The organism is Stanieria cyanosphaera PCC 7437 (assembly GCF_000317575.1).
GTDB lineage: Bacteria > Cyanobacteriota > Cyanobacteriia > Cyanobacteriales > Xenococcaceae > Stanieria > Stanieria cyanosphaera.
This window is the reverse complement of sequence record NC_019748.1, coordinates 2044418-2069630: the sequence shown is the minus strand read 5'-3', so window position 1 is coordinate 2069630 and position 25213 is coordinate 2044418. Positions and strand designations below refer to the sequence as shown.

General features: G+C 36.7%; 20 protein-coding genes. 12 read left to right on the top strand and 8 right to left on the bottom strand.

Going from position 1 to position 25213, the window contains the following annotated elements:
• Positions 1–348: 348 nt before the first annotated feature.
• The 4 genes from STA7437_RS08980 to STA7437_RS24820 all read left to right on the top strand — a co-directional run bounded on the left by STA7437_RS08980 (position 349) and on the right by STA7437_RS24820 (position 3571).
• On the top strand, positions 349–1101 hold the full coding sequence (locus STA7437_RS08980) for a cytochrome P450 (protein WP_051036043.1): 753 nt from the start codon (positions 349–351) through the stop codon (positions 1099–1101).
• 91 nt (positions 1102–1192) lie between these two features.
• Positions 1193–2212 (top strand): daunorubicin resistance protein DrrA family ABC transporter ATP-binding protein, encoded by a 1020-nt coding sequence (locus STA7437_RS08975; protein ID WP_015193069.1) that lies wholly within the window; start codon positions 1193–1195, stop codon positions 2210–2212.
• A gap of 40 nt (positions 2213–2252) precedes the next feature.
• Positions 2253–3137 (top strand): ABC transporter permease, encoded by an 885-nt coding sequence (locus tag STA7437_RS08970; RefSeq protein WP_015193068.1) that lies wholly within the window; start codon positions 2253–2255, stop codon positions 3135–3137.
• A gap of 77 nt (positions 3138–3214) precedes the next feature.
• Complete coding sequence (locus tag STA7437_RS24820; protein ID WP_015193067.1) at positions 3215–3571, top strand: hypothetical protein; 357 nt, start codon at positions 3215–3217, stop codon at positions 3569–3571.
• A gap of 108 nt (positions 3572–3679) precedes the next feature.
• Here the strand turns inward: STA7437_RS24820 and rimM are convergent, their stop codons facing one another.
• Both rimM and STA7437_RS08955 read right to left on the bottom strand, forming a co-directional pair.
• On the bottom strand, positions 3680–4315 hold the full coding sequence (gene rimM, locus STA7437_RS08960) for a ribosome maturation factor RimM (RefSeq protein WP_015193066.1): 636 nt from the start codon (positions 4313–4315) through the stop codon (positions 3680–3682).
• A gap of 13 nt (positions 4316–4328) precedes the next feature.
• The gene (locus STA7437_RS08955) at positions 4329–5630 is read right to left on the bottom strand and encodes a valine--pyruvate transaminase (protein WP_015193065.1); all 1302 of its coding nucleotides are present in this window, start codon (positions 5628–5630) and stop codon (positions 4329–4331) included.
• Between the two features lie 75 nt (positions 5631–5705).
• Between STA7437_RS08955 and STA7437_RS08950 the strand changes: the two genes are divergently transcribed.
• A complete protein-coding gene (locus tag STA7437_RS08950) occupies positions 5706–5888 on the top strand; it encodes a hypothetical protein (protein ID WP_015193064.1) in 183 nt (60 codons plus the stop codon).
• 19 nt (positions 5889–5907) lie between these two features.
• Here STA7437_RS08950 and STA7437_RS08945 read toward each other — a convergent pair whose 3' ends face one another.
• Positions 5908–6468, bottom strand: a complete 561-nt coding sequence (locus STA7437_RS08945) for an NUDIX hydrolase (protein WP_015193063.1) — start codon at positions 6466–6468, stop codon at positions 5908–5910.
• A gap of 589 nt (positions 6469–7057) precedes the next feature.
• On the opposite strand from STA7437_RS08945, the gene psaK reads away from it, so the two are divergent.
• Positions 7058–7324 (top strand): photosystem I reaction center subunit PsaK, encoded by a 267-nt coding sequence (psaK, locus tag STA7437_RS08940; protein WP_015193062.1) that lies wholly within the window; start codon positions 7058–7060, stop codon positions 7322–7324.
• A gap of 111 nt (positions 7325–7435) precedes the next feature.
• The gene (locus STA7437_RS26545) at positions 7436–7594 is read left to right on the top strand and encodes a hypothetical protein (RefSeq protein ID WP_015193061.1); all 159 of its coding nucleotides are present in this window, start codon (positions 7436–7438) and stop codon (positions 7592–7594) included.
• 618 nt (positions 7595–8212) lie between these two features.
• On the opposite strand, the gene STA7437_RS24815 is transcribed toward STA7437_RS26545, so the two are convergent.
• Positions 8213–12661 (bottom strand): beta strand repeat-containing protein, encoded by a 4449-nt coding sequence (locus STA7437_RS24815; protein ID WP_015193060.1) that lies wholly within the window; start codon positions 12659–12661, stop codon positions 8213–8215.
• 193 nt (positions 12662–12854) lie between these two features.
• Here STA7437_RS24815 and STA7437_RS08930 point away from each other — a divergent pair, with 193 nt between their 5' ends.
• The 4 genes from STA7437_RS08930 to STA7437_RS08915 all read left to right on the top strand — a co-directional run bounded on the left by STA7437_RS08930 (position 12855) and on the right by STA7437_RS08915 (position 18739).
• Positions 12855–14045 carry an RNA-guided endonuclease InsQ/TnpB family protein gene (locus STA7437_RS08930; protein ID WP_015193059.1) on the top strand — a complete coding sequence of 397 codons (1191 nt, stop codon included), beginning with the start codon at positions 12855–12857 and terminating at the stop codon, positions 14043–14045.
• Positions 14046–14275: 230 nt separating this feature from the next.
• Positions 14276–15943, top strand: coding sequence for a bifunctional 3,4-dihydroxy-2-butanone-4-phosphate synthase/GTP cyclohydrolase II (gene ribBA / locus STA7437_RS08925; protein WP_015193058.1), 1668 nt, complete (start codon positions 14276–14278; stop codon positions 15941–15943).
• Between the two features lie 162 nt (positions 15944–16105).
• Positions 16106–16636 (top strand): hypothetical protein, encoded by a 531-nt coding sequence (locus STA7437_RS24810; protein WP_015193057.1) that lies wholly within the window; start codon positions 16106–16108, stop codon positions 16634–16636.
• A gap of 249 nt (positions 16637–16885) precedes the next feature.
• Complete coding sequence (locus STA7437_RS08915) at positions 16886–18739, top strand: peptidoglycan D,D-transpeptidase FtsI family protein (protein WP_015193056.1); 1854 nt, start codon at positions 16886–16888, stop codon at positions 18737–18739.
• Here the strand turns inward: STA7437_RS08915 and STA7437_RS08910 are convergent, their stop codons facing one another.
• The 3 genes from STA7437_RS08910 to glpX all read right to left on the bottom strand — a co-directional run bounded on the left by STA7437_RS08910 (position 18740) and on the right by glpX (position 22630).
• The gene (locus tag STA7437_RS08910) at positions 18740–19963 is read right to left on the bottom strand and encodes a pyridoxal phosphate-dependent aminotransferase (protein WP_015193055.1); all 1224 of its coding nucleotides are present in this window, start codon (positions 19961–19963) and stop codon (positions 18740–18742) included. It lies immediately after the preceding gene.
• 173 nt (positions 19964–20136) lie between these two features.
• Positions 20137–21423 (bottom strand): glutamyl-tRNA reductase, encoded by a 1287-nt coding sequence (locus STA7437_RS08905; protein ID WP_015193054.1) that lies wholly within the window; start codon positions 21421–21423, stop codon positions 20137–20139.
• Between the two features lie 166 nt (positions 21424–21589).
• On the bottom strand, positions 21590–22630 hold the full coding sequence (glpX, locus tag STA7437_RS08900; RefSeq protein WP_015193053.1) for a class II fructose-bisphosphatase: 1041 nt from the start codon (positions 22628–22630) through the stop codon (positions 21590–21592).
• Between the two features lie 383 nt (positions 22631–23013).
• On the opposite strand from glpX, the gene thrB reads away from it, so the two are divergent.
• The gene (gene thrB / locus STA7437_RS08895) at positions 23014–23922 is read left to right on the top strand and encodes a homoserine kinase (RefSeq protein ID WP_015193052.1); all 909 of its coding nucleotides are present in this window, start codon (positions 23014–23016) and stop codon (positions 23920–23922) included.
• A 63-nt stretch (positions 23923–23985) separates the two neighbouring features.
• Here thrB and STA7437_RS08890 read toward each other — a convergent pair whose 3' ends face one another.
• Positions 23986–25053, bottom strand: a complete 1068-nt coding sequence (locus STA7437_RS08890) for a hypothetical protein (protein WP_015193051.1) — start codon at positions 25051–25053, stop codon at positions 23986–23988.
• Between the last annotated feature and the right edge of the window lie 160 nt (positions 25054–25213).

Below are 25213 nucleotides of genomic sequence, written 5' to 3'. Positions count from 1 at the left end.
TAATAGTTAAACATCATTTTAAAACGCATTTTTATCTCATTTTTTCCAGCCAAATAAAAGGATAATTAAGTTTGATCGAAATCTAAACTCCCTGATCTCACTTTCGATAGAAGAGTACTATCTTTAAACCCAGTAAGATGAAACTGAAAAACTATTAACCTATTAATTAAATCTCAAGCTACTAACAGCATATATCTTTGCTCAATTTTGCTTCTATTTAGCTCAACTCAAATTAGTAAAAATATAACTTTGTCTTTCCCTGCCAGCAACCAGAGCGATCGCGTTTGTATCTTAGTTGTATCTTAATAAGAATCGCAGGTAGAACAAAGAACTAAGGAATTAGAGGCAATGATTGATGCTTCGGGAGCGGTGGGTTTAAAGCATTGGCAAGGAAGACTAAGCAGACAAAAATCGGAAAAGTGGATTGAAGATATTATTGAACAGGTGCGTAATAATCAGTTAAAAATACCTGAAGATAGCGCAGCATACGTGATTGCTTGGCATCGAGATTTAGATGGGCAATTACTCAATAAACATACTGCTGCTGTTGAATTGATCAATATTATACGACCGATTGTTGCGATCGCTAGATACATAACCTTTGCTGCCTTGGCTCTATACGAACATCCTGAATGTCAACAAAAACTACCAAATAGCGAAGAAAACGAATATTATGAGTGGTTTGTTCAAGAAGTGCGCCGATTTTATCCGTTTTTTCCTTTTACAGCAGCTATAGTTCGTCAAGATTTTGATTGGCAAGGATATCATTTTTCTCAAGGAAGAAAGGTGTTACTAGATTTATACGGCACTAATCACGATCCTCAAATATGGGAAAATCCAGAAGCTTTTGAGCCAGAACGATTTCGTCATTGGAATGGAAGTCAGTTTAATTTTATTCCCCAAGGAGGAGGAGATTATTACACCAATCATCGCTGTGCGGGAGAATGGATTACGATCAAAGTAATGAAAGTCACGCTGAATTTTCTTACTCAAGCTTTGGAATATAATCTCCCAGAACAAAATTTAGCAATTAGTTTGTCAAAAATGCCAACTATCCCAAAAAGTGGCTTTGTAATTAGCAATGTTAGGTATAAGCTTTGACACTCCAACGGATGAATTCGGTTTCAACCCTAGATAACTAACCTATTACAATAATTAACAAAGAGATCTGATCTTAGGTATAAAAACATCTATGGCTGCTGCCGTTATTATTGAACATTTACAAAAAAGCTACGGGGATGTCTTAGCCGTAAAAGATATCTCTTTCACTGTTAAAGCAGGAGAAATTTTTGGTTTACTCGGACCAAATGGAGCAGGAAAAACCACCACTATTCGCTGTTTGTGTACTCTAGCCAAACCAGACGGGGGCAGAATTGAGGTAAGTGGAATTCCTGTCATAGAAAAACCCAAAGCTGCTAGAAGGAGATTAGGTTATGTTGCCCAGGAAGTTGCCATTGATAAGGTATTAACAGGCAGAGAATTATTAGAATTGCAAGCTGCACTTTATCATCTTCCCAAAAAGGTTATCAAACAAAGAATCAATCAGTTGATCGAAATACTGGGTTTAAGGAACTACGCCGAGCAAAAAACTGGGACATATTCAGGTGGTATCCGTAAACGCATTGACTTAGCAGCAGGATTATTGCATCAACCAGAAGTTTTAGTTTTAGACGAACCAACCGTTGGTTTAGATATCGAAAGTCGAATGGTAGTGTGGAACTTTTTACGTAAATTAAAAGAAGCTGGAACAACAGTTTTAATTACCAGCCACTACTTAGAAGAAATTGATGCTTTAGCCGATCGCTTGGCTATCATAGATAAAGGAGTCGTAATTGATGAGGGTACACCTTCAGAATTGAAAGATAAAATTGGTGGCGATCGCGTTACTCTCCGAATTCGGGAATTTACTCCTGATGAAGAGGCAGTCAAAGCTAAACATATTTTAGAGTCTTTACCGTTTGTAGAAGAAGTGATTATTAATACTTCTCAAGGAAACTCCCTCAATCTTGTAGTGCAGTCTGGTGACAATTATCTAAGTAAAATTGAACAATCTTTAGCCCAAGTTAACTTACCTGCTTTTAGTTTGGCGCAATCTCGTCCAAGTTTAGATGATGTTTATTTAGCTGCGACAGGACAAACTTTGATGGATGCAGAGTTAGCAGCAGCAGGAACAAGAGATGAAAAGAAAGAAAAGAAACAACAAATGAAATAATTTGGTTATTTGTGTTGGAATTCAAACAAATTTAAATAATATGGTTACAGGAAAAATTGAGACAATTCTAGCTCCTATCTCTACTATCACTCAGGAATCTGAAGCGCAAAATAATGCTTGGGGAGATTTTCTTCAAGAAACTTTAGCTTTAACCAAACGTCTATTTATTCAACTGCAACGTCGTCCTTCAACTTTGATGGCTGGTGTAATTCAACCGTTTATGTGGTTGGTATTATTTGGCGCACTATTTGCCAAAGCCCCTCAAGGATTGTTTGGTAACGACCTCAGTTACGCTAAATTCCTCGCACCTGGAGTAATCGTTTTTACTGCCTTTTCTGGGGCATTAAATGCAGGTTTACCCGTGATGTTTGACCGTGAATTTGGCTTTCTCAATCGCTTATTAGTTGCACCCTTGGCTTCTCGTTACTCGATTGTGGCAGCTTCGACAATTTATATTATTACCCTGGCATTTATTCAAACGGCGGTAATTGTTGGAGCAAGTGCCTTCTTGGGTGCGGGTTTACCAGGCATTGCTGGACTAAGTGCGATCGCTTTAATTGTCTTTTTGATTGTTTTGGGTGTTACTGCTTTAAGTCTAGGTTTAGCTTTTGCCTTGCCCGGTCATATTGAACTGATTGCCGTGATCTTTGTGACGAATCTACCTTTACTATTCGCTAGTACTGCTCTTGCACCCTTGACTTTTATGGCAGATTGGTTACAAGTAATTGCTAGTCTCAATCCATTAACTTATGCGATCGAACCAATTCGTTATGTTTATCTTAATGGTGATTGGGGCATTAATAGTATCGTCATGAATACCCCTTGGTTGGATTTAAGTTTTAGCAGTGTAATTTTAGTTTTACTAGCTTTTGATGCTTTGATTTTGTTAATGATTCAACCTTTATTACGCCGTCGTTTTGCTTAATCACTCAAAGATTTAAGCCCTTATTACTTCCTTACTCCTCCATCCTGCTTCTTTTATTCTTTATTCACTGGTATGTTATGTTAATCCCAAATAAATTGACTCAATTAACTACTATTCTTGGTTTAGGAATTAGTTTAACCTTAGTTACTGCGATCGCACAGTCGAGTTTAGCCCAATCTAACAATCCCGCCAATGAAGGTTATCAATCCAATGAAGAAAGTCCTTTCTTAGGCAGTGGCAACGGTGGTTTTAATCCTTTGGAGTTAATTCATCGAGCTAACCTGAGTAATGGTCGTAGTTTAAATGAATTTAATCAAGATTCAGAAAATAATATCAAAAATTCTGCCTCAGAGTTTAAACGCTTACAACAAGAAAGATTGCTACAACAACAGCAGTCTGAATCTACCCCAGAAAAACCAATGCCTTCAAACTAAAGCAAAACAAATTAAACTTGCTCAAAACTCAAAATCTTTTCTTACACCACCTTAGAGTTAGAAAACTTATAAATCTAACCTTTGGATCAAGGAATTATCTTGTTGTTTTTAATAAATTTCTAACAAGCCCGCAGGAGGATTAAGTTCTAGTCTGCCCTTTTCTAAGTCTACAATTGTCACAATTTCTTTCACAAAAGGAATTAGAATTGTTACAGGTTTAACAGGTTTTGGTCTGAATTGTTTACGTTTAGTTCTTCTACTAATTTCAGAAAGATCACGAATAGGTTTTTCTGTTTGGATTGGTTGTTGCTCTAGTCGAACTTCTAATAAATCATTTCCTGCTGTAAAAAGATCGGTTACTACTCCAATTTTTTCCCCAGTCTCTTGATGATATACTTCCAGACCAATTAATTCAGAAACATGATATTCATCTTCTGCTAATTCAGGTAAATCACCTTGTTCGACTAAGATTTTATACCCTTTTAAGGATTCGGCAGTTTCTCGATCTTCTACACCATCAATAGTAATAATATATAAATTTTTTCCAGCCAGATAACGTCCATGAAGTAAATCTATCTCTTCAATTTCTTCTGTTTTTGGATCTTGTAACCAACGTATTCCTGGTTCTAAAAATCGCTCAGGAAAATCCGAACTAGGATAAACTCTTAGTTCTCCTTTTAAACCTTGAGGCGCAACAATTGTACCGATTTCTAACCAATCATTGTTTAATTCTTGATTGTTCATTGGTCGCTAATTACTAATAACTATTAACAGGTAATTGAGAATTATTAACCGCTACATAAACTTTTTCAACTACTTGAGCTAAACGTTTCATTGCTTTGGTAATTTCGGGTTCAGTTGCAGTTAAACTAATTCTGACGCATTCATGTTTATGTTGCCAATTACCTCGTAATCCAGGGAAAAAGGTACTACCAGGAACAACTATTACTCCTACTGCTTTTAATTCTTGATATAATTGCCAATCATTAATTGGTAAATCTTTTAACCATAACCAAGCAAAAATTGCTCCTTCGCCTCGATGTAAAAACCAAGGCAAATTTGAGGGCATATATTCATCTAAAGTTTGTTCTAAAACTTCGATTTTATCTTGATAGTGAGGACGAATAATTTCAGTTGAAATTTGCGCTAAAGCACCCGAATTAATCGCTCTTGCTGCGATCGCTTGTCCGTAACGAGAAGAATGAATACAAGCATTGGTTTGAAACGATTCTAAAATTTGAATTAATTTTGGTTCACCAATAGCAATGCCAATTCTTTCTCCTGGTAATCCTGCTTTGGATAAACTCATGCAGTGCAAAATATTATCTCCAAATTGAGGAGTCATCGGTGCAAAATTTAAGGCAGGGAAAGGACAAGCATAAGCAGAATCAATTAATACTGGTGTATTGTATTCTGCTGCTAAAGTTGCAATTTTATTTACTTCTTCATCGCTTAAAACATTTCCAGTTGGATTACACGGACGAGAAAAGATCACACAACCAGTTTGATCTGTAATTTGTAATTGACTAAAATCAGGACGATACTTGAAACGATGATGGAATTCGTCAATTTCCAGAGTAGGTTGATAAGCAATCAAAGCTTCAGGAGTGAGAGTTACACCTCCGTAACCCGTATAATCAGGACTGAGAGGTAAAACAATTTGCCTAAGATTTCCTTCTACCGTACGTCCCCCAAAAGCATTAGCTGCGTAGAGATACAGTGCTTGAGAACCAGGAGTAATTAAAATGTTGCGATCGCTTAAACTTAAATTATATCGTTGATTAAAATCCTTAACTACCGCTTCAATTAAAGGAGTATATCCTTGAGAAGAACCATAACGACAGACAACTTCACCATACTCTTGACTTGCCAATAAATCTTGAGTACAATCTCGCCACAACTGTTCTACTTCTGGCAAAATAACTGGATTACCTGCACTAAGATTAATAAATTTTCTACCATTACTATTTCTCAAAGTTTCGATGATATCTTTCATAATTGCCCGAACTCCAGTCAGTTGGGACATCTGAGTACCGAATTGAGAAAGTGCAGGGTTCATAATGCGATCGCTTTTGATAACAATAGGTATGTATGAGCTATTCTACTGTTGTTGGAGTCGTAGTTGCTATTGAGAATGTCTTCAAAAAAATTAAAATCTTGCACTATCTGCAATCATCTTGTCGACATCCGCTACCGCATTAAATATCAACCCGAAGGCGAATGGGTATTAGTTTGTCCTCAATGTTGGCAACAAGTGAGTCACGATAATCCCAATTACCGCTATGGTGGTACTTGGAAAGCTTTTAAAAAGAAATAACAAATTAGTTCAAAACAAACTAATCTATGATTGATTTTAAATAAGGACGTGCCATCATAAAACTAGCAATTGATTTAGCATCAATCGGTTCGCCAGCTAAAATTGCTGCTTCTAATTCTTCGGGACTCATCAACACTACTTCGATATCTTCATCCTCATCTTGTTGAGGTGGAATTTCTAACTTCTCTAAATCCTGTGCCAAAAAAGCATAAATATATTCATCAGAATAACCAGGCGCAAGAGAAAACTTTCCTAAAGACTTCCAACTGCCTGCACGATAACCAGTTTCTTCTTCAATCTCTCGTTTAATTGTTTCTGCTGGATCTTCATAACTTTCTACTGTACCAGCAGGAAACTCTAATAATCTTCCTTGCACAGTAAAACGATATTGTCTAACCAAAACTAACTTTCCTTCTCGGGTAACTGGTACAGCTAAAGCACCCCCCGGATGACGAATACATTCCCAATTTCCTTCTACTCCATTAGGTAAACGTAATTTGATCACTTCATAATTAAATTTACGACCTTTATAAAACAAAAGTTGTTCTAAAATTTCTGACGGTTCATTACCTAATGACATAGTTAGTGTTGAAATCAAGAGTACAAGCAGCAAAAAAACGGGACTGGCCGGATTTGAACCGGCGACCTAGCGCTTCAGATTGGTGTGAGTTTCCTCACTCTCTGGACTATCTCTTCACCTTAGACAGTTTGCCTTTAGGTGGTGGCCTTTATGTTGTAGGCATTGAAATCTGAATAAAATTTTCCTGTTTGATACCTACAACTAGTCTCTGCACCTTCACTACCAGGAATAATAGTGCTTGGCTCAAGATTACCTTATCTTAACTAGACTTAGGTTTCCTTGAATTTGACCACATTCATTCATGAAGTTTCCCTCATGATGCCCGATAATTCAGGAGGCGCTTGCTCTATCCTACTGAGCCACAGCCCCTTATTCGTATTTAATTAAATCATAAACTACCATCAAATTTAAAACCGAAGTTGGTTTTGGCAAGGATTTTTGTTAAAACGCATCTGATTATATAAATAATTGCTAAGAAACTTTACTTAATTACTAAATATTGCAACACGGATTAATATCAGGGTCTAGTAAAGGACTAAAATTATCTTCGATTTGACATAAAAAATAAAGCTATACAGGAGAAATCAATTTGGTTTATTCAACTTTATTAGCAGCAGCATACGTACCTTCTACAGTAGCTTGGAATCCCAAAGTAGCTATTGTGATGATTGTTTGTAATATTATTGCGATCGCTATTGGTAAATTTACGATTCAAAAACCTAATTCAGGTCCAAGTTTACCTTCTCCTGAATTATTCGGTGGTTTGGGAGTACCAGCTTTACTCGCTACCACTAGTTTTGGTCATGTTTTGGGCGCAGGAGTCATCCTTGGACTAGCAAATGCAGGCGCTCTCTAAATTAACCATAGCAATTGCCCAATTTTTAACAAGTTTATCTTTTTGATCTGCTCAAGGGCGAGTTCATTCTCGCCCCAATTTTTTTTTTTGCGATCGCTAAATCAGTCAATAATGTGGATAGTTTACAAACAAGTTGGTTTATTTACTCACTATTTAGATTCTTCAGGTAACTTTCAACCTGTTCTAGAAAAAGCAAGAAAATTTCCTTCTGAACCAATGGCTGAAATTATGGCAAAACAACATGGAGGATCGATCCGAAAAGTCAATTAAGAATCAGCTAACACAATAAATCCAGCCATAATTGCTGAAAACTTCGCCAACAGATTTCGATTTTAAAGCGTGCCAAATATGACCCCCTAACAAAGTTCCGCACAAAGTAAATTGAACTCCCGCCCCTAGACTGCGATCGCAATGCGCCTCGGCGAAGCGGAGATCGCTGCTGTATAATTCGGTCGGAAAAGTAAGATCATTCTGGCTTTGTTTCTAATTGGCTTTTTACTTTGTTCTCTACCTAAGATTTATCCTTGTTGACCGTAAAACCGTGTCTTTTTAAAGCACGGATTGCTCTGGTCGTTGCCAATTAAAATTGGCAGTGAACTATACATTTTCGACACCAAATCTTCATAAAATAAAGTTCCTGGCTTTTATAATATTGTTTTAGAGGCAAAGGTAATCAACCTCTTTAAAAACCTAGATATCTAATCGATATCACTTGCACCACGAAAACTAAAGATATAGGGTTCTATTGGGTAAACCTCTAATAGGTAAAATCTTTAAGGATTAAACCAGAGGTAATAGAATTTTCCATTTTCAGGAAACTGTAGGGTAGGGCATACCCGAACAGCTTGTGCAAGCAAGTAAAGCTTGGGGAGATGAGAGCCTCTGGTACTAAGAACGAAAGTTGTTAGTGGTAAGCTCTGTCAGTGAACCAAGAATCCGCGTCAATTTATTGCGCGGAGTGTCAACACAATTAGGAGATTGAACAGGAGTCCGTTGATTAAGATTATTGACAGGATAACCAACTAACATCACCTTGCCATCTTCTGTTTTAACTATCCCCTGTGCAGGAACAATATAACCCTGAGAAGTTAAAATTCCCTTGGGTTGCTGATTTTGATGATGAGAGGAATTAGTTGATAAACTCTCCTCTGCACCTCGACTTCCCTGCACCGGAGCTTCACCTGATCCTAGTAAAATTGTATCGCTAGACATTGGTTCAGTAGGTACGGGAGGTACACCACCTTTTCCTGTGACAGTAAAGCTATTTCCTCCTTCTGCTATACCTTGAGAAGAACAAGCTTGAGCAACAGTTTGCTCTGGTTCAACAGGATTTCTAGGCAATTCGCTAGCATTGCGAAGAACATCATCTTTAAAGATTGTAATATTAACTTGACCAGCTAAACCACCTTCTGAACTAACATCAATATCGTTAGTACCATTTCCTGGTTCTGCTTTTCTTTCTTCTAAATTAAAGATTTGTTGTGCATTAATGGTAACTTGTCCTCCTTGTCCTTGTACTGCGTTAGCAACAATATCATTACCATTTTCATTGCTAGGAAAGGCAACTACAAACCCCGCATCAATCGTTACGTTACCACCTGTAGCATTCTCAGATGCACTAGCAGAAATCAGACTATTGTTTCGCAAGATTAAATTATCTGCTACTGTTAGCTTAATATTACCACCTGTTTGATTGTTTGTAATAGGTTGTGATGGAGCGTTAGCAGCAAAAATCTTTCCAGCATCAAGAGTCAAAGAATTTGCTTCAACAACTATACTACCAGCATTTCCTTGTCCAAAAGAACTAACATTAATAACACCGCCATTTGTTAAATTTAAATTAGCCGTAGTAATGTTGATGCCTCCTGCATTACCAACTGCATCAGTGTCAACTCCATTAAAAATACCACTAGAATCGCCCTGACTATTTTCTCCATCAATAAAAATAGTATCGCTAGCATTAATAGTGATTAAACCTGCATTGCCTCGTTCAAATGTACTAGCATTAACAACACCACCATTAGTTAAATTTAAATTAGCCGTAGTAATATTAATTCCACCTGCATCGCCAACTGCATTAGTGCCAACTCCATTAAAAATACCACTAGAATCGCCCTGACTATTTTCTCCATCAATAAAAATAGTATCGCTATCATTAATAGTGATTAAACCTGCATTGCCTTGTCCAAAAGTACTAGCACTAATTCTACCGCCATTAATCAAAGACAAATTGGTTGTCCCAATCTCGACTCCACCACCATTGCCTTCTCCACCTTCGTCTACTTGGTTCAAAATTCCACCATTATCTAGCAGAATGTCATTGGCTTGAATATTTACTACTCCTGCGTTTCCTTGTCCTTTTGTACTTGAATCTATCTCAGCTTCGTTAGCGATAAATAATTTGTTGGCGACAATTTCAATTGAACCGCCATCTCCTTCTGCTCCCTGTCTGACATTGTTTTCAATCGTACTAATAAACTTACCATCGGGAGTTCTACCATCAATTAAAATAGTATCGTCGGCATTGATAGTAATTATTCCTGCATCTCCCTTTCCAAACGTAGTGGCAGTAACTGCACCACCATTAATCAAAAACAGATTGGTTGTATCAATCTCAACTCCACCACCATTACCATTTCCTGTTGAGGTTACTTGGTTGAAAATTGTACTACTATCTAGCAAAATGTCATTGGCTTGAATTGTGATTGCTCCTGCATCTCCCTTCCCAAGCGTACTGGCATCTATTCTACCGCCATTAATCAAAGACAAATTGGTTGTCCCAATCTCGACTCCACCACCATTGCCTATTGCATTTTCTTCTACTCGGTTGAGAATTCGACCATTATTTAGCAGAATGTCATTGGCTTGAATATTTACTGCTCCGGCATCTCCCTGTCCGAATGTACTAGCATCTATTTCACCGCCATTAGTTAAATTTAAATTAACCGTAGTAATATCAATCCCACCCGCATTGCCAATTGCACCAGTTTCAACTCCATTAAAAATACTACTGTTAGATATAGAAATAGTATCGATAGCGTTAATAGTAATTACTCCTGCATCTCCCTGTCCAGAAGTACTAGCATCTATTTCACCATCATTAATCAAAGACAGATTGGTTGTCTTAATCTCTACTCCTCCGCCATTGCCTACTGCACCTTCAGCTACTCGGTTGAAAATTCCACCATCATCTAGCAGAATGTCATTGGCTTGAACATTTACCTCTCCTGCATCTCCCTGTCCGAATGTACTAGCACTAATTCTACCGCCATTAGTCAAAGACAAATTGGTTGTCCCAATCTCGACTCCACCACCATTACCTTTTGCTGTTGAGATTACTTGGTTGAAAATTGTACTATTATCTAGCAAAATGTCATTGGCTTGAATATTTACCGCTCCTGCATTGCCTTGTCCAAAAGTACTAGCACTAATTCTACCGCCATTAGTCAAAGACAAATTGGTTGTCCCAATCTCGACTCCACCACCATTGCCTACTGCATTTTCTTCTACTCGGTTGAGAATTTCACCATTATCTAGCAGAATGTCATTGGCTTGAATATTTACTACTCCTGCATCTCCCTGTCCAAAAGTACTAGCACTAATTATACCGCCATTAATCAAAGACAGATTGGTTGTCTTAATCTCTACTCCTCCGCCATTGCCTACTGCACCTTCAGCTACTCGGTTAAAAATTCCACCATTATCTAGCAGAATGTCATTGGCTTGAACATTTACTGCTCCTGCATTGCCTTGTCCAAAAGTACTAGCACTAATTATACCGCCATTAATCAAAGACAAATTAGTTGTCCCAATCTCGACTCCACCACCATTGCCTTCTCCACCTTCCGCCACTTGGTTAAAAATTCCACCATTATCTAGCAGAATGTCATTGGCTTGAATATTTACTACTCCTGCGTTTCCTTGTCCTTTTGTACTTGAATCTATTTCAGCTTCGTTAGCGATAAATAATTTGTTGGCGACAATTTCAATTGAACCGCCATCTCCTTCTGCTCCCTGTCTGACATTGTTTTCAATCGTACTAATAAACTCACCATCGGGAGTTCTACCATCAATTAAAATAGTATCGTCGGCATTGATAGTAATTATTCCTGCATCTCCCTTTCCAAACGTAGTGGCAGTAACCGCACCACCATTAATCAAAAACAAATTGGCTGTATCAATCTCAACTCCACCACCATTACCATTTCCTGTTGAGGTTACTTGGTTGAAAATTGTACTATTATCTAGCAGAATGTCATTGGCTTGAATATTTACTGCTCCTGCATTTCCAGTTCCAAAAATACTAGCATCAAAAGAACTCTCTTCAATTAAGCTTAAAGAATCTGCTGTGACGTTAATATCACCACTATTTCCTATAGCATCTTCGTCGATAAAATTTTGTACACTACTGTCTCCGCTTAGGGTAATTGCTCCAGTCGCATTTATATTAATATTTCCTGCTGGATTACCTGTCGCATCTAACCCTGCTGCTATTCCGCCACGAAATTGACTTCTTTCTGATAAATTTAGATTACCAGCATTAACATTAATAAACCCTCCTCCTTGATTAGCTACGTTGACTAAAGCATCATTGGAAAGAGATACATCTGCTCTTGCTATTCCATCAGAAAAAGTAAAACCACTATCCTCACTAATATTTACCGTTCCTTCTGTTGATAATCCCCCTAACTCGATTCTTCCTCCAGGTGCAGCGATGATTCCTCCTTCTGCATTGACATTACCACCAAGTAAAGCTAGGGTTTCACCTGTATCTACACTCAGAGAACTTCCATTGACATTAATCTCACCAGGATTATCCCGAAAACCTAACCCAATTGGCGCATTAATCGTTAAAATTGGAGGAGCTTGGGGATTGGTTGCGCTAAATTCTCCTTCAGGAAAGATCAAACTATCAGCCGTACTACCATAAAAAGAACCACCGATATTCAAGCTAGCATTAGGGCCGAAGAGAATACCAGCAGGATTGAGAAAGAATAAATTAGCGTTATTAGCTCTAATTAAACCATCAATGGTCGAAATTTGACCACCAGTGACTCTGGTAATAATATTAGAAATGGTACTAGCATTGTTAAAGAAAGCTTCGTTACCATTAAGTAGAGAAAATTCCTGAAAACTATGGAATAAATTAATATCTCTTGCTGTTCCGCCAGTGATTTCTACTCCTGTAGCTGTTGGAGTTACTTCTGTGGGTGTAGGAAGTGTCGCATCTGGAGTAATCGATTGTGCTTGAGCTAAATCTGTACCAGTCAGGCAATAAAAGCTTGTCAAGGCTAAACTAGTTCTGAGCCAAAATTTGTAAAGTTTTTGTATACTCATTGCGACACTTTTAAACCGTGATATTACTTAGAGAATATCAAAAATTTTAGTTTTTGCAATTATTTTCTATCTTCTGTGAGTGGGAGGACTCTCTGCTCCGCTCTCTAGGTGAAAGCGAACATTAAGATTCTACATGGTATTGTTGATTGTGTAGAAATAAGTTATAATATTAATAATTACAAGGTCGAAACTAATGCTTAACTTCACTTATGAGTACAAATTAATACCGACTAAATCTCAAATAGCTGAGATAGAAAGAACACTAGGCATTTGTAAAAGTGTTTGGAATTACGCTTTAGCTGAGAGAAAAGATTGGGTTAATTTTCGTAAGTGTTTAGTTAATGCGTGCAGTCTAGAAAAAGAATATATAATCCCTGCTGATACTAAGTTTCCTAATTACCATGTGCAAGCAAAAGCATTAACAAAAGCGAGAGCGAATAATTCTGAGCTTAAAAGTGTTAATGCACAATTACTTCAACAGGTGTTAAGAACTTTAGATAGAGCTTGGGAAGATATTAGGAAAAGAAACTTTGGGTTTCCTCGATTTAAGAACGCTGTGAGAATGCGCTCTTTTATATTTCCACAGTTTAAATCTAATCCTGTAAAAGGCAATAAAATTAAACTACCTCAATTAGGGTGGGTTAAGTTTCGTAAGTCTAGGGAAATACCTGAAGGTTTCCAAGTTAAACAAGCACGAGTTGTTAGAAGAGCAACAGGTTATTACTTAATGCTCTCAATACAACTAGATGTTAATGTTGTTAATCCAATACCTCATGGTCATGCGTTAGGCATTGATATTGGGTTAGATAAGTATTTAGCTACTTCTGATGGGGAACTTATTAATAGACCTAAGTTTTTTAATAGTCTTCATCGTAAGCTGAAATTGCTACAAAGAAGATTAAGAAACAAGCAGAAAAGGTCTAATAACAGATTTAGACTAAACAGAAGAATAGCTAAAATACATGAGAAAATAGCTGCTACTCGTAAAGACTTCCACTTTAAACTTGCACATAAGTTATGTGAACAAGCAGGAATGATATTTGTCGAAGATATTGACTTTAAAAGTTGGGCTAAAGGAATGTTACGTAAACATACTTTAGATGCTAGCTTTGGTCAGTTCTTCCAAATACTACAATATGTAGCTTGGAAAACCGATACCTACTTCCTCGAAGTAGATAAGAATTATACATCTCAAATATGCCCTAACTGTGAAACTAAGGGAGGTAAGAAACTTCTAAGTGAAAGAACTCATAATTGTCCTGCTTGTGGATACACCACCAACAGAGATGTAGCCGCAGCCCAAGTAATAAGAAATAAAGGACTAGTAGCGGTCGGACAGCCCGTGAATCAAAATGCTTGTGGAGACGTTAGTAGCGGGGGCTAATTTAGTTAGTCTAGTTAAGAGTTACTGAAGCAAGAATCCCTCGCCAAGGAGCGATGGGAGTGTCAAAGTAAAGTTTACCGTTTGTAAGTTTATTAGTTATAGCGATCGCTCGTTGTGCGATCAAAGGCAGACCGCTCTCAAGTAATATTTATACCAATCCGAAGTAGAGGAGACAAACACGCTAAAATCAGAACAGATAAAGTAACAATCTTACGGTTCAAGTTTTTAGAGTGGAAACGCCTCAAAACAATTTCTTTACGTTTGATTCCATTGACGCAGCTTTAGCCGATATTAAAGCCGGTCGTGCCATTGTGGTAGTTGACGATGAAAATCGCGAAAACGAAGGTGATGTCATTTGTGCAGCACAGTTTGCTACTCCAGATATGATCAACTTCATGGCAGTAGAAGCTAGGGGTTTGATTTGTTTGGCAATGACGGGACAAAGATTGGATGAACTCGATTTACCTTTGATGGTGACTAAAAATACTGATAGCAACCAAACTGCTTTTACTGTCAGTATCGATGCAGCTAAGCATCTGGGAGGAAGTACGGGAATTTCTGCTGAAGACAGAGCGCGTACGATTCAAATAGCTATTAATCCAGCTAGTAAACCAGAGGATTTAGCTCGTCCTGGTCATATTTTCCCTCTGAGAGCAAAAACAGGGGGAGTTTTAAAACGGGCTGGACATACGGAAGCTGCGGTAGACTTATCTAGATTAGCAGGACTTTATCCAGCAGGGGTAATTTGTGAAATCCAAAATGCGGATGGTTCGATGGCGCGGTTACCTCAGTTAGTAGAATATGCCCGCAAGCACAACCTTAAATTAATTAGTATTGCAGATCTGATTAGTTATCGTCTCAAACACGACCGTTTTGTTTATCGGGAAACGGTTTGTAAATTTCCCAGTCAATTTGGAGATTTTCAAATCTATGCTTATCGTAATGTCCTTGATGAAACCGAACATTTAGCCATAGTTAAAGGTAACCCTGCTCAGTTTGATCGACAACCAGTCATGGTGAGGGTGCATTCAGAATGTTTGACTGGTGATGCTTTAGGTTCGCTGCGTTGTGACTGTCGGATGCAGCTACAAGCTGCCTTAAAAATGATTGAAGCAGCAGAATTAGGAGTCGTGATTTATCTACGTCAGGAAGGAAGAGGAATTGGCTTAGTTAATAAGTTAAAAGCTTATACTTTACAGGATTTAGGCTTAGATACGGTAGAAGCGAATGAAAGATTAGGTTTTCCAGCCGATTTACGAGATTATGGCATGGGAGCGCAAATGCTCAACGATTTGGGTGTCAAAAAAATTCGTCTGATTACAAACAATCCTCGTAAGATTGCTGGCTTAAAAGGATATGGTTTGGAAATAGTTGACCGAGTTCCTTTGTTAATTGAAGCTAATGATTATAATTCTGAGTATTTAGCCACTAAAGCCAAAAAATTAGGACATTTGTTGCTACAAACCTATCTCATTACTGTAGCAATTACCTGGAAACAAGAAATTGCCTCCGCTACAGCTAGATACGAAAAATTAGATAAAATTCGACACCTTGCTCAATCTTTTGATCTACTCTTACAAGAAGAAGCTCGACCAGTCGCGATCGCATTATTTAGTAATCCCTCTTTAATTTTTCATCTCGGTTTCGATCAATCCAACCTTGCTAAATCTGACTGGTATCGCGATTGCAATCATCCTTATTTAGAAGGAATCGGCAAAATTCTAGATTATCTTGCTAGTTGGCAAGAAGTTCAGAGTTTAGAATTTTTAATTGCAAGTGGGGAAGATCCCATGATGGGTTTACAAGTGAAGTTAGATAGACAAAATTTTCCTTTAACTCAACCACCTTCTCAACTTTGTGGAAAGTGGGAAAGTCAAATTATTTATAGTTTTAGTTAAAGAGATTTTCCTTCAATAACCTGACTCAATAGCAAAGAAGATAAAAAAATTATTAAGCAAAAAAATAAAATCTTAATAAATCAAATTAATTGCTGCCATTTAAGGAAAAGTAAAGTTATAATTTCGCCCGAAAGCAATTATTACTGGATCGTAAATAATATTATGTCCGCTCTTCCTAAACCCACCTTTCCAGTTCAAAATTATTCCCTACAATCTAATTCTGGACGTTCTCGTCAACGTAAAAAGTATCGTTCACAACCTTCTTCTTCTCATCATAAAACTAATCAAGTCAGTAATTCCTCGGTTGCCAAATTAACTAATAAAAAAATCTTGCCAGTTCAATTACAAATTTTGTTATTCTTACAAAAAAGTTCTTTTGGTTTGGCATTAGTATTAATAGCTAGTAGCATTGCAGTTTATGTTAGTAATGTTCGTATTCCTCAACTTTGGAGTAAACAATATAACAATTTAGAAACTTTACAACGTCAAGAACGTCAGCTAGTTGCAATTAATGAATCTCTCAAACATGAAATTGCTCAACAAGCTCAAGAAAAAAATAATCAATTTGTTTCGTTGTCAGTAGATAATGCTGTTTTTGTTCGTCCAGCTTCTATCTCTTCTTCAGTTAAATCTAATCCTATCGAACAAGTTCAAGCAAAAGATTTATCATTAGAAATTAATTCAGGGTATTAACAGTTACCAGTTAATAATTTAATTAATCCATAAGAATTAAAGCTAAAAAAAATGAGCTTAATCTTAGCACACATTAAATTTTAGCTGGAAAGAAATCTGTAATTATCAAGTAGAAGCGTAAGAGTTTACGTTTCTACTAATTATTTTTTTTATAAAATTAGCTAGACTAAGCATTCTCTATTAAAAAAACTTGAAAAAATTTTTATAATAAATCTTTTTGTCTAAAATTTATTGAGTATCGGAGGTACAATGACTAAATCAAAAATTAAAAGCATACCTCAACAACCAAAAAGAGCTTCTCAAGTTTCTTCTGTTAAATCTAAAAGAAAATTTCAGCCAATTAGACTTTTATTAGTTTGGCTAGTTTTAGTTTCTGCTGCTTTGGGATTAACGGTCAGACTTTTTTATTTACAAATTTTAAATCCTACTATTGTTAATGAACAAGCACCTGCATTTAAAGGCAAAACTTTAAAACAAATAGCCAACGATCAACAGCATACTTTATTACGTTTTTATAATCCTCGCCGTCAAATAGTTGATCGCCAACAAAATGTTTTAGCGACAGATCGAATTACTTACGATCTTTACGCTCATCCTTCTTTATTTACTGTTTATTCTAAAGATATTTCTCCTGAACAAGTAGCACAAGAAATAGCTCCAATTCTTCCTAATTACACTACAGAAAAATTAGTTCAAATTTTTAATCAAAGAAAAACAGGAATTAAATTAGCAAGCGATCTTCCCGAATCGGTTAAAGAAAAAATTAGTAAATTAAAAATTGATGGTTTAGATTTGCAAAAACGCTATTCTCGTTTTTATCCCTATGAAGAAATGGTAGCGGAAGTAGTAGGTTATATGAATCGCGATCGCTTGCCGTTACCCCAAGCAGGAATAGAATATACTCAACAACAACTTTTACAACGTCCTGAAATTACTAAATCTGTTAAACGAAGTTTTATCGGCGATCGCTCGATCTTTTATGTAGGTGATTTAAATCCTCAAGAAGAATTATTAAAATTCGACGATTTACGTTTGCAATTAACGCTCGATCTCAAGATTCAACAAGCAGCACGTAATGCTTTAAAACAGCAAATGCTTAAATATAAAGCTAAACGCGGAACGGTAATTGTCATGGATGTCCGCGATGGTGCGATCGCTGCTTTGGTTTCTGAGCCTACTTATAATCCTAATCTTTATTATGAATACAATGTGGAATTGTTTAAAAATTGGGCAATTACCGACTTGTATGAACCTGGTTCAACTTTTAAACCGATTAATGTAGCGATCGCTTTAGATGCAGGAGTCATTACTCCCAATGATACCTTTAAAGATACAGGAAAAATCAAGGTTGATGGCTGGGTAATCCGCAACCACGATTATGAAGACGATGGTGCGCGAGGAATTTTGACAATTCCCCAAATTCTTCAGCATTCAAGTAATGTAGGTATGATTCAGATGATGAATCGTCTTAATCGAGAGGATTATTATCATCATCTTCTTGCGTTAGGAATTGAAGATAAACTAGCGTTAGATATTCCTGGTTATACTCCTGGACATCTCAAAAACCAAATTGAATTTAAAGTTAAAGCTATTGAAGCTGCTACTACTTCTTTTGGACAAGGTTTTTCCTTAACACCCTTAAAATTGATTCAACTTCATTGTGCGATCGCTAATGGGGGAAATTTAGTTACACCTCATTTTGTTCGTGGCTTATCAGATGTTAAAGGCTATCTGCATTGGCAACCTACTTATCCTAGTCAACAAGTATTTAAACCAGAAACTACCAAAGCTGTCTTAGCGATGATGGAAAGTGTAGTTAGAGAAAAAGAAGGTAGTGGTTACGTTGCTTCTCTTCCAGGTTATCGCATTGCTGGTAAAACAGGAACTGCACAAAAAGCTGTTAATGAGGGAGGATACGACAAAAAAGCTAAAATTACGAGCTTTGTTGCCATGTTTCCCGTTGAAGCTCCCCGTTATGCGATCTTAGCTGTTGTAGACGAGCCTAAAGGTGCATATACTTTTGGTTCTACCGTAGCAGCACCGATTGTTAAATCAGTCATGGAAGCTATTATCGCGATTGAAGGAATCCCACCCGCTCAATAATCAGTTACCAGTAGAGACTTTCCATGGAACGTCTCTACTGTTATTTAATCCTTTAATTAATCTGTTAATTCCTTCGTTAGCAGTATCGAGTTGTAAAGCACCATAAGCAATTCTTAAATAACAACCACTCTCCATCCCAAAAGTACTTCCAGGAATTGCTGCAACTTGATAATCTGAAATCAATTTTTTAACCAATTCAAAATCATTAATTTCTGAATTAATTTTTAGAAAAAAATAAAAAGCACCATCTGCCTGAGTAACCGTACAAATATGATTTAAAGTTTGCAATTTATTCCAAAATATCTCTCTAACTTTAGCAATTTCTTGAATAAAAGGTTGACAATAACTATAACCAACTTCTAAAGCTCCTAAAGCTGCATACTGAGAAATAACAGGCGGACAAATTAAATTAGTATCTTGAACTTTTTTGACCGACATTAATAAATGCTTCGGAATCACCATATAACCAATGCGCCAGGAAGCAAAACCATAAGCTTTAGATAAACTGTAGAGAGAAATAGTATGGTTACTACTATCAGCAAAAGAAGCTGGTGAAATATGTTTAACTCCATCATAAGTAAAATATTCATAAGCTTCATCGCTAATATGATAAATACCGCGATCGCGACTGCCAGGAGCGAACCCCTCGCGACAAAGTTGATTTACTTGAGCTAAACTGTCCGCAGAATACACTACACCTGTGGGATTATTAGGAGAAATTGTAACGACTGCTTTTGTTTTACTCGTAATTGCTTGAGCGATTAATTCTGGTTGTAATTGATAATTAACATCTGTTGGTATAATTACAGGAATACAATTGGCTACTCTAATCGCCATTTCATGATTAAAATAATAAGGCGCATTCAGAATAATCTCGTCACCAGCTACAGTAATCGCGAGAATAGCATTCAGAAATGCCATATTACTCCCCGCAGTGACTACAACACAGTTATTTTGTCCAATTTCGATCTGATTTTCCGTAGCTAATTTATGTGCGATCGCTTTAATTAAAGGTGGTATTCCTTCTACTGCTTGATATTTATGATTATCTGGATTATTTAGAAATTTTGTTATAGCTGCAATTGCTGCTTGAGGAGGAGGATAAGCAACTACCCCTTGTCCTAAAGATATTGTCCCTGGATGTTGACGAATTAGTTCCCCAATCACTGGAATTAACGGAGATTGTACCGTTTCCATGCGCGAAAGTTGTTGATGATTAGTCATTAATTATTGATTAATTTTTGAGAGTTGATAGTTAATTGGTAACTAGTCATTAGTCATTGATTAGTAATCAATACAAAGAATAAAAGACAACGGACAAATAATAAAATAAACACGGATCATGCTCGCTGTAGTTCCGTGTTTACCTGTTAAAAAAATATTTTATTAAACAAAATTCAACTAAATTGTTCTTCTGTCTCTAAATTAAACAGCATCTGAAGCGATTGTAGACAGCGACGACGAGCTTCGATATCTTGCTGCGCTCTTAACTGTACCATCGGTTCATGAAGAATTTTATTAACAATTCCTCTCGTTAAAGCTTCAATTACTTCTTGATGTTTTTCGGCAAATTCCGTTCCTAGACGAGATAAAGCTTTTTCTAATTCTTGTTCGCGAATTGTTTCTACTTTACTACGTAAACAACTAATGGTTGGAACAGTTTCTAGCGATCGCCACCAAAGTAGATAGTTTTCAACTTCTTCTTCAATGATTCCTTCTGCTTCTTGAGCTAATTTACGACGACTTTCTTGATTAGCTGCGACTACTGCTTTAAGATCGTCTACGTTATAAGCTTGAATTTGTTCAATCTGATTGACATCCGCAGCGACGTTGCGAGGTACGGAGATATCAATCAACATTAAAGACTTTTCGATTGGTAAATGTTGTGTTAATTTTGCTTGGTCTAAAATTGGTTCGGTAGCACCAGTACTAGTAAACACTAGATCGGAAGATGCGATCGTACTCATCATTTCTGAGAGTGGGTAAAGTTTTAAACTAGCTTCAGGAAACTTATCCGCCAACTCTTGCGCTCTACGATGAGAACGATTCACAATAGCAATCTCCGTTGCACCTTTAGCTATCAGGTGTTTGACTAGTAGACAGGCCATTTTTCCAGCACCAATAATTGCTACTTTTAGCGGTGCCATGTTTTCTACTTTGATTTGTGCTAATTCTACCGCAGCCGAACTAATCGAAACTGCACCTGTACCAATGCTAGTTTCACTACGAACTCTTTTACCAGTAGAGATAGCTTGTTTAAACAATCGGTCTAATAATCGTCCTAATCCCTGATATTTTTGAGCTAATTTGTGAGTATTTTTGACTTGAGCAAGAATTTGTCCTTCCCCTAATACCAAACTTTCTAAACCCGATGCAACTCGCATCAGATGGCGTAAAGCATCTTCGTGTAATAGAGTAAATAGGTGTCTGCGTAATTCTAGCAGGCTAATTTGACCTTTTTCTGCTAAGAATTGGGTAATTTCTTTAACACCTTGCTCGGTTTCTTTGACAATGCCGTAAATTTCCAGACGATTACAAGTACTAATAATCGCTACTTCGTCGATATGAGGGTAGCTTGATAAATGCGCGATCGCTTCTTGCATTTGCGCTTCTGGAATACTCAATTTTTCGCGAATTTCTACGGCTGCGGTTTTATGACTTAGACCAACAACTACAATATTCATGTGTTCTCTCAAGAGTTTTTGGTTATGTTTTTTGGCTGTTTTTGATTATTAATTATTTAATTTATGCCAACAAAATATCTTAAAACTTAAACCAAGAGAAAGGGAAAAAGTAATAAGTAAAGAGATATTACCTTCTACTTTTCACCTTTAGTGACTTACAACAACCTTATTTTAATTGTAAATTTTTTGGTTGTTCAAACATATGCACCGTATCAACAAAACGGGCTGTTTTAGATTGAGAAGAAATAACCAAACTCTGAGTTCTTGCTCCACCTTTGAAGAAACGGACTCCTTCCATCAAAGTTCCTGGAGTAATACCAGAGGCAGCAAACAACACTGTTTCGCCACTAGCTAATTCTTCAGCATTGTAAATTTTGTCTGGGTTATTAATACCCATTTCATTTAATCTAGCAAGATTGCCTTCTTTACTTTCGCCAATTAAACCTGTTTTTACTACTTCAGGATCGTAAATCAACTGTCCTTGGAAGTGACCGCCTAAACAGCGCATCGCAGCAGCCGAAATCACCCCTTCAGGTGCAGCACCAATTCCCATTAAAGCGTGGATATTTGTACCAGAAAAAGCGCAAGAAATAGCAGCAGAAACGTCACCATCGCTAATCAATCTTACTCTCGCACCAGCAGAGCGAATTTCTTGGATTAATTCTTTGTGACGAGGACGATCCATCACTACTACAACCAACTCTTCAATCGCTCTTCCCATACAATCAGAAATGATTTTCAAGTTTTCGGTAGCTGATTTGTTAATATCAACATGACCCTTGGCTACAGGTGGTGCAGCTAGCTTTTTCATGTAAAAGTCTGGTGCAGCAAATAACCCACCTTTTTCGGAAATTGCTAATACTGCCATCGAACCTGGTTGTCCATAGGCAACTAAGTTAGTTCCTTCACAAGGATCGACTGCAATGTCAATTTCAATTAATTCATCTGGGTTACAGAAATTTTTAGCATCTTCGCGAGTACAAATACCTACTTCTTCGCCGATGTAAAGCATGGGAGCATCATCCCGTTCGCCTTCACCGATAACAATGCGACCTCTCATATGGATTTTGTTCATCCGTTCGCGCATTGCTTCTACTGCCACTTGATCGGCGGTGTTTTTTTCACCTTTACCCATCCATTTGGCTGACGCGATCGCAGCTTGTTCAACTACCTCAATAATTTCTAGCCCAAGGGTATTTTCTAGCAAGACTTTCCTCCCTACTCGATTATGTTTTCCTTACAATCAAGGTATGCCTACTCAAGTCAAAAGTCTATCAGAGAGAGGCATCTCCTTTGATTTTTATTAAGTTTTAATAAGTCATTTATGATAAGTAGAGCTTATAACTCTTAATTATCCTATTTGTCATTATAAATCTTTAAAGGGCGATTATTAGCTACTGCTCAGTGATTATTTCTGGTTTTTTGTTGATAGTTAATAGTTAATAGTTAATTGTTGATAGCTGATAGTTGATTGGTAATTTTTAGTTAATCTTTGGTAACTAGTATAAAGACCACGAGAGGCTAAACCATCACAGTGACCGTGTTAGGATTAAAAATTGCTGTTAATCAATCGCTGTTATTCCTAGTCGAATGAAGCAAGTTACTGTTATTGTTCCTGCTACTACTGCGAATCTTGGTGCTGGTTTTGATTGTATTGGTGCTGCTTTAACTGTTTACAACCAATTTACTTTCACTTCAGTTGAGACAAATACAGATTTAAAAATTGTTGTCACTGGAGAGGAAGCAGCAAGAGTCAGTCAAGATCAAGATAATTTACTCTATCAATCTTTTACTAAGTTGTATCAAAAAATTGATCGCCCTATCCCCAAAGTAGAAATAGAAATTAAGTTGGGTGTGCCTTTGGCTAGGGGTTTAGGTAGTTCAGCTACAGCGATAGTAGGCGGTTTAGTAGGAGCAAATCAATTGGCTGGTAATCCTTTATCTACTACAGAAGTAATGGAATTAGCGATAGAAATGGAAGGACATCCTGATAATGTCGTTCCTGCTTTATTGGGTAATTGTCAATTATCTGTAGGGGAAACTGGTAACTGGCAAATTTGTGAAATTCCTTGGCATCAAGAGATTGTTCCTGTAGTGGCGATACCTGATTTTGAATTGTCTACCGAAGAAGCTCGTTTGGTGTTACCAACTACAATTAGTCGCAGCGACGCTATTTTTAATATTTCTCGTCTCGGTTTGTTATTGAGAGGTTTGGAAACAAATCGTAGTGATTGGTTAAGCGCAGCTTTAGCAGATAAATTACATCAACCCTATCGTCAAAGTTTAATTCACGGTTATCAACAAGTTCAAGCTGCTGCGATCGCTTCTGGTGCTTATGGTATGGTGATTAGTGGTGCTGGTCCTACGTTGCTTGCTTTAACTAATCCTCAACAAGCAAGAAGTGTTGTTAGTGCAATGATGGAAGCTTGGCAAGAGCAAGGTATTAATTCCAAAGTAATGATTTTGCAACTCGATACCACTGGCGCAAAAGTTATCTAAGGTTTTTGATGGCATTAAGTTTCAAGGTTGGCAAAGTTAACATTTAAAACATTCAAAAAATTGTTAATTCAAAAACCATAAATTTTCGTTTTTTTTCAGATTAAGTTTTCTGACGTTTGCTAACACTTCTATGGCATAAACAAACATTGTTAAAGCAATAAAAAACTCTTTATATTCAGTTACATCATATAATCTTAAGAAAGCGTTTCCCTTAAAAATAAACATAATTTGGCTCATTGCCATAACTACAATTACAATAATTTGCAATATTTTGAGTGTTGTATTAGCCTTCTCAAAGGCATAAAAAACCATGCCAAAAAAAGCAATTCCAAAGGCAACTTGGATTAGTGGAAAATCCCACATATCATAATTGTAAGCTGCTGCAATTGCACCAACGTGAAAAGTAAAACTACCTGGTAACAATAGGTTGATTGAACTATACCATTGATATTTCTGAAAAAGTGGTTTGATTAGTGGAACGATGCTAAACAGACTAAAAGTTCCTAAATAATAAATATATTCAAACTTATTAGTAGCAAAGTTGTGTAAATTCATTTCCTGTTGCAGGTTATTAGAAAATGAAGCTGGAGTTTTAATGGCTAACATTCTTTGAAACCAAGAAACTTCTTCCATCCCAATTACAAATATTACTAAAGATAAAATTCCAAGCATAATTAACTTAAAAAAACGAGAACGACTTGGTGGTAAACTAAAAATGTTTACTAGAGCGATCGCTAAAATAAATGCCGATGCAAAACACAAGAAAGCTGAAGCATTTTCAATAATTTGATCTTCTAATGCTAATAAAGAAAATTGTTGAGGATTAATTAAAAATAGTCCCAAAAAAAACCAACTAATTATTGCCGTAAATCCAATTAATCCTAATTGATAAGCTTTAAATTTCGGCGGAGCGTAACCCAATGTTTTAAAAACATTTTTTCTAACAGTAGCTACTAAGCAAAAACTCCAGATTAATAAAATTAAAGTTTTGATTAGAAACGGAAATTCTAATTGTGGTGGACTATCACTTAAATAAAATGGTTTAGAGATAATTTCTATAGCGATCGCAGTTAAAATTAAAATGCTAAACCAAACAATGGGTTGGTGTACAAGCTTTGGCAATGTAAACATATAACCATTATTAACAGCAGTTTAATCTCGTTCTATTTCTTAAACTTAAATTAGATTAAGAAAAGATTTAGGAGATTAAAAAAAGGTTAACATTTTGTGTTTTTTTTGCAAAGCAATTTTACAGTATTTTTCCTACTTGGTAGACCACAGCAAAGGCAAA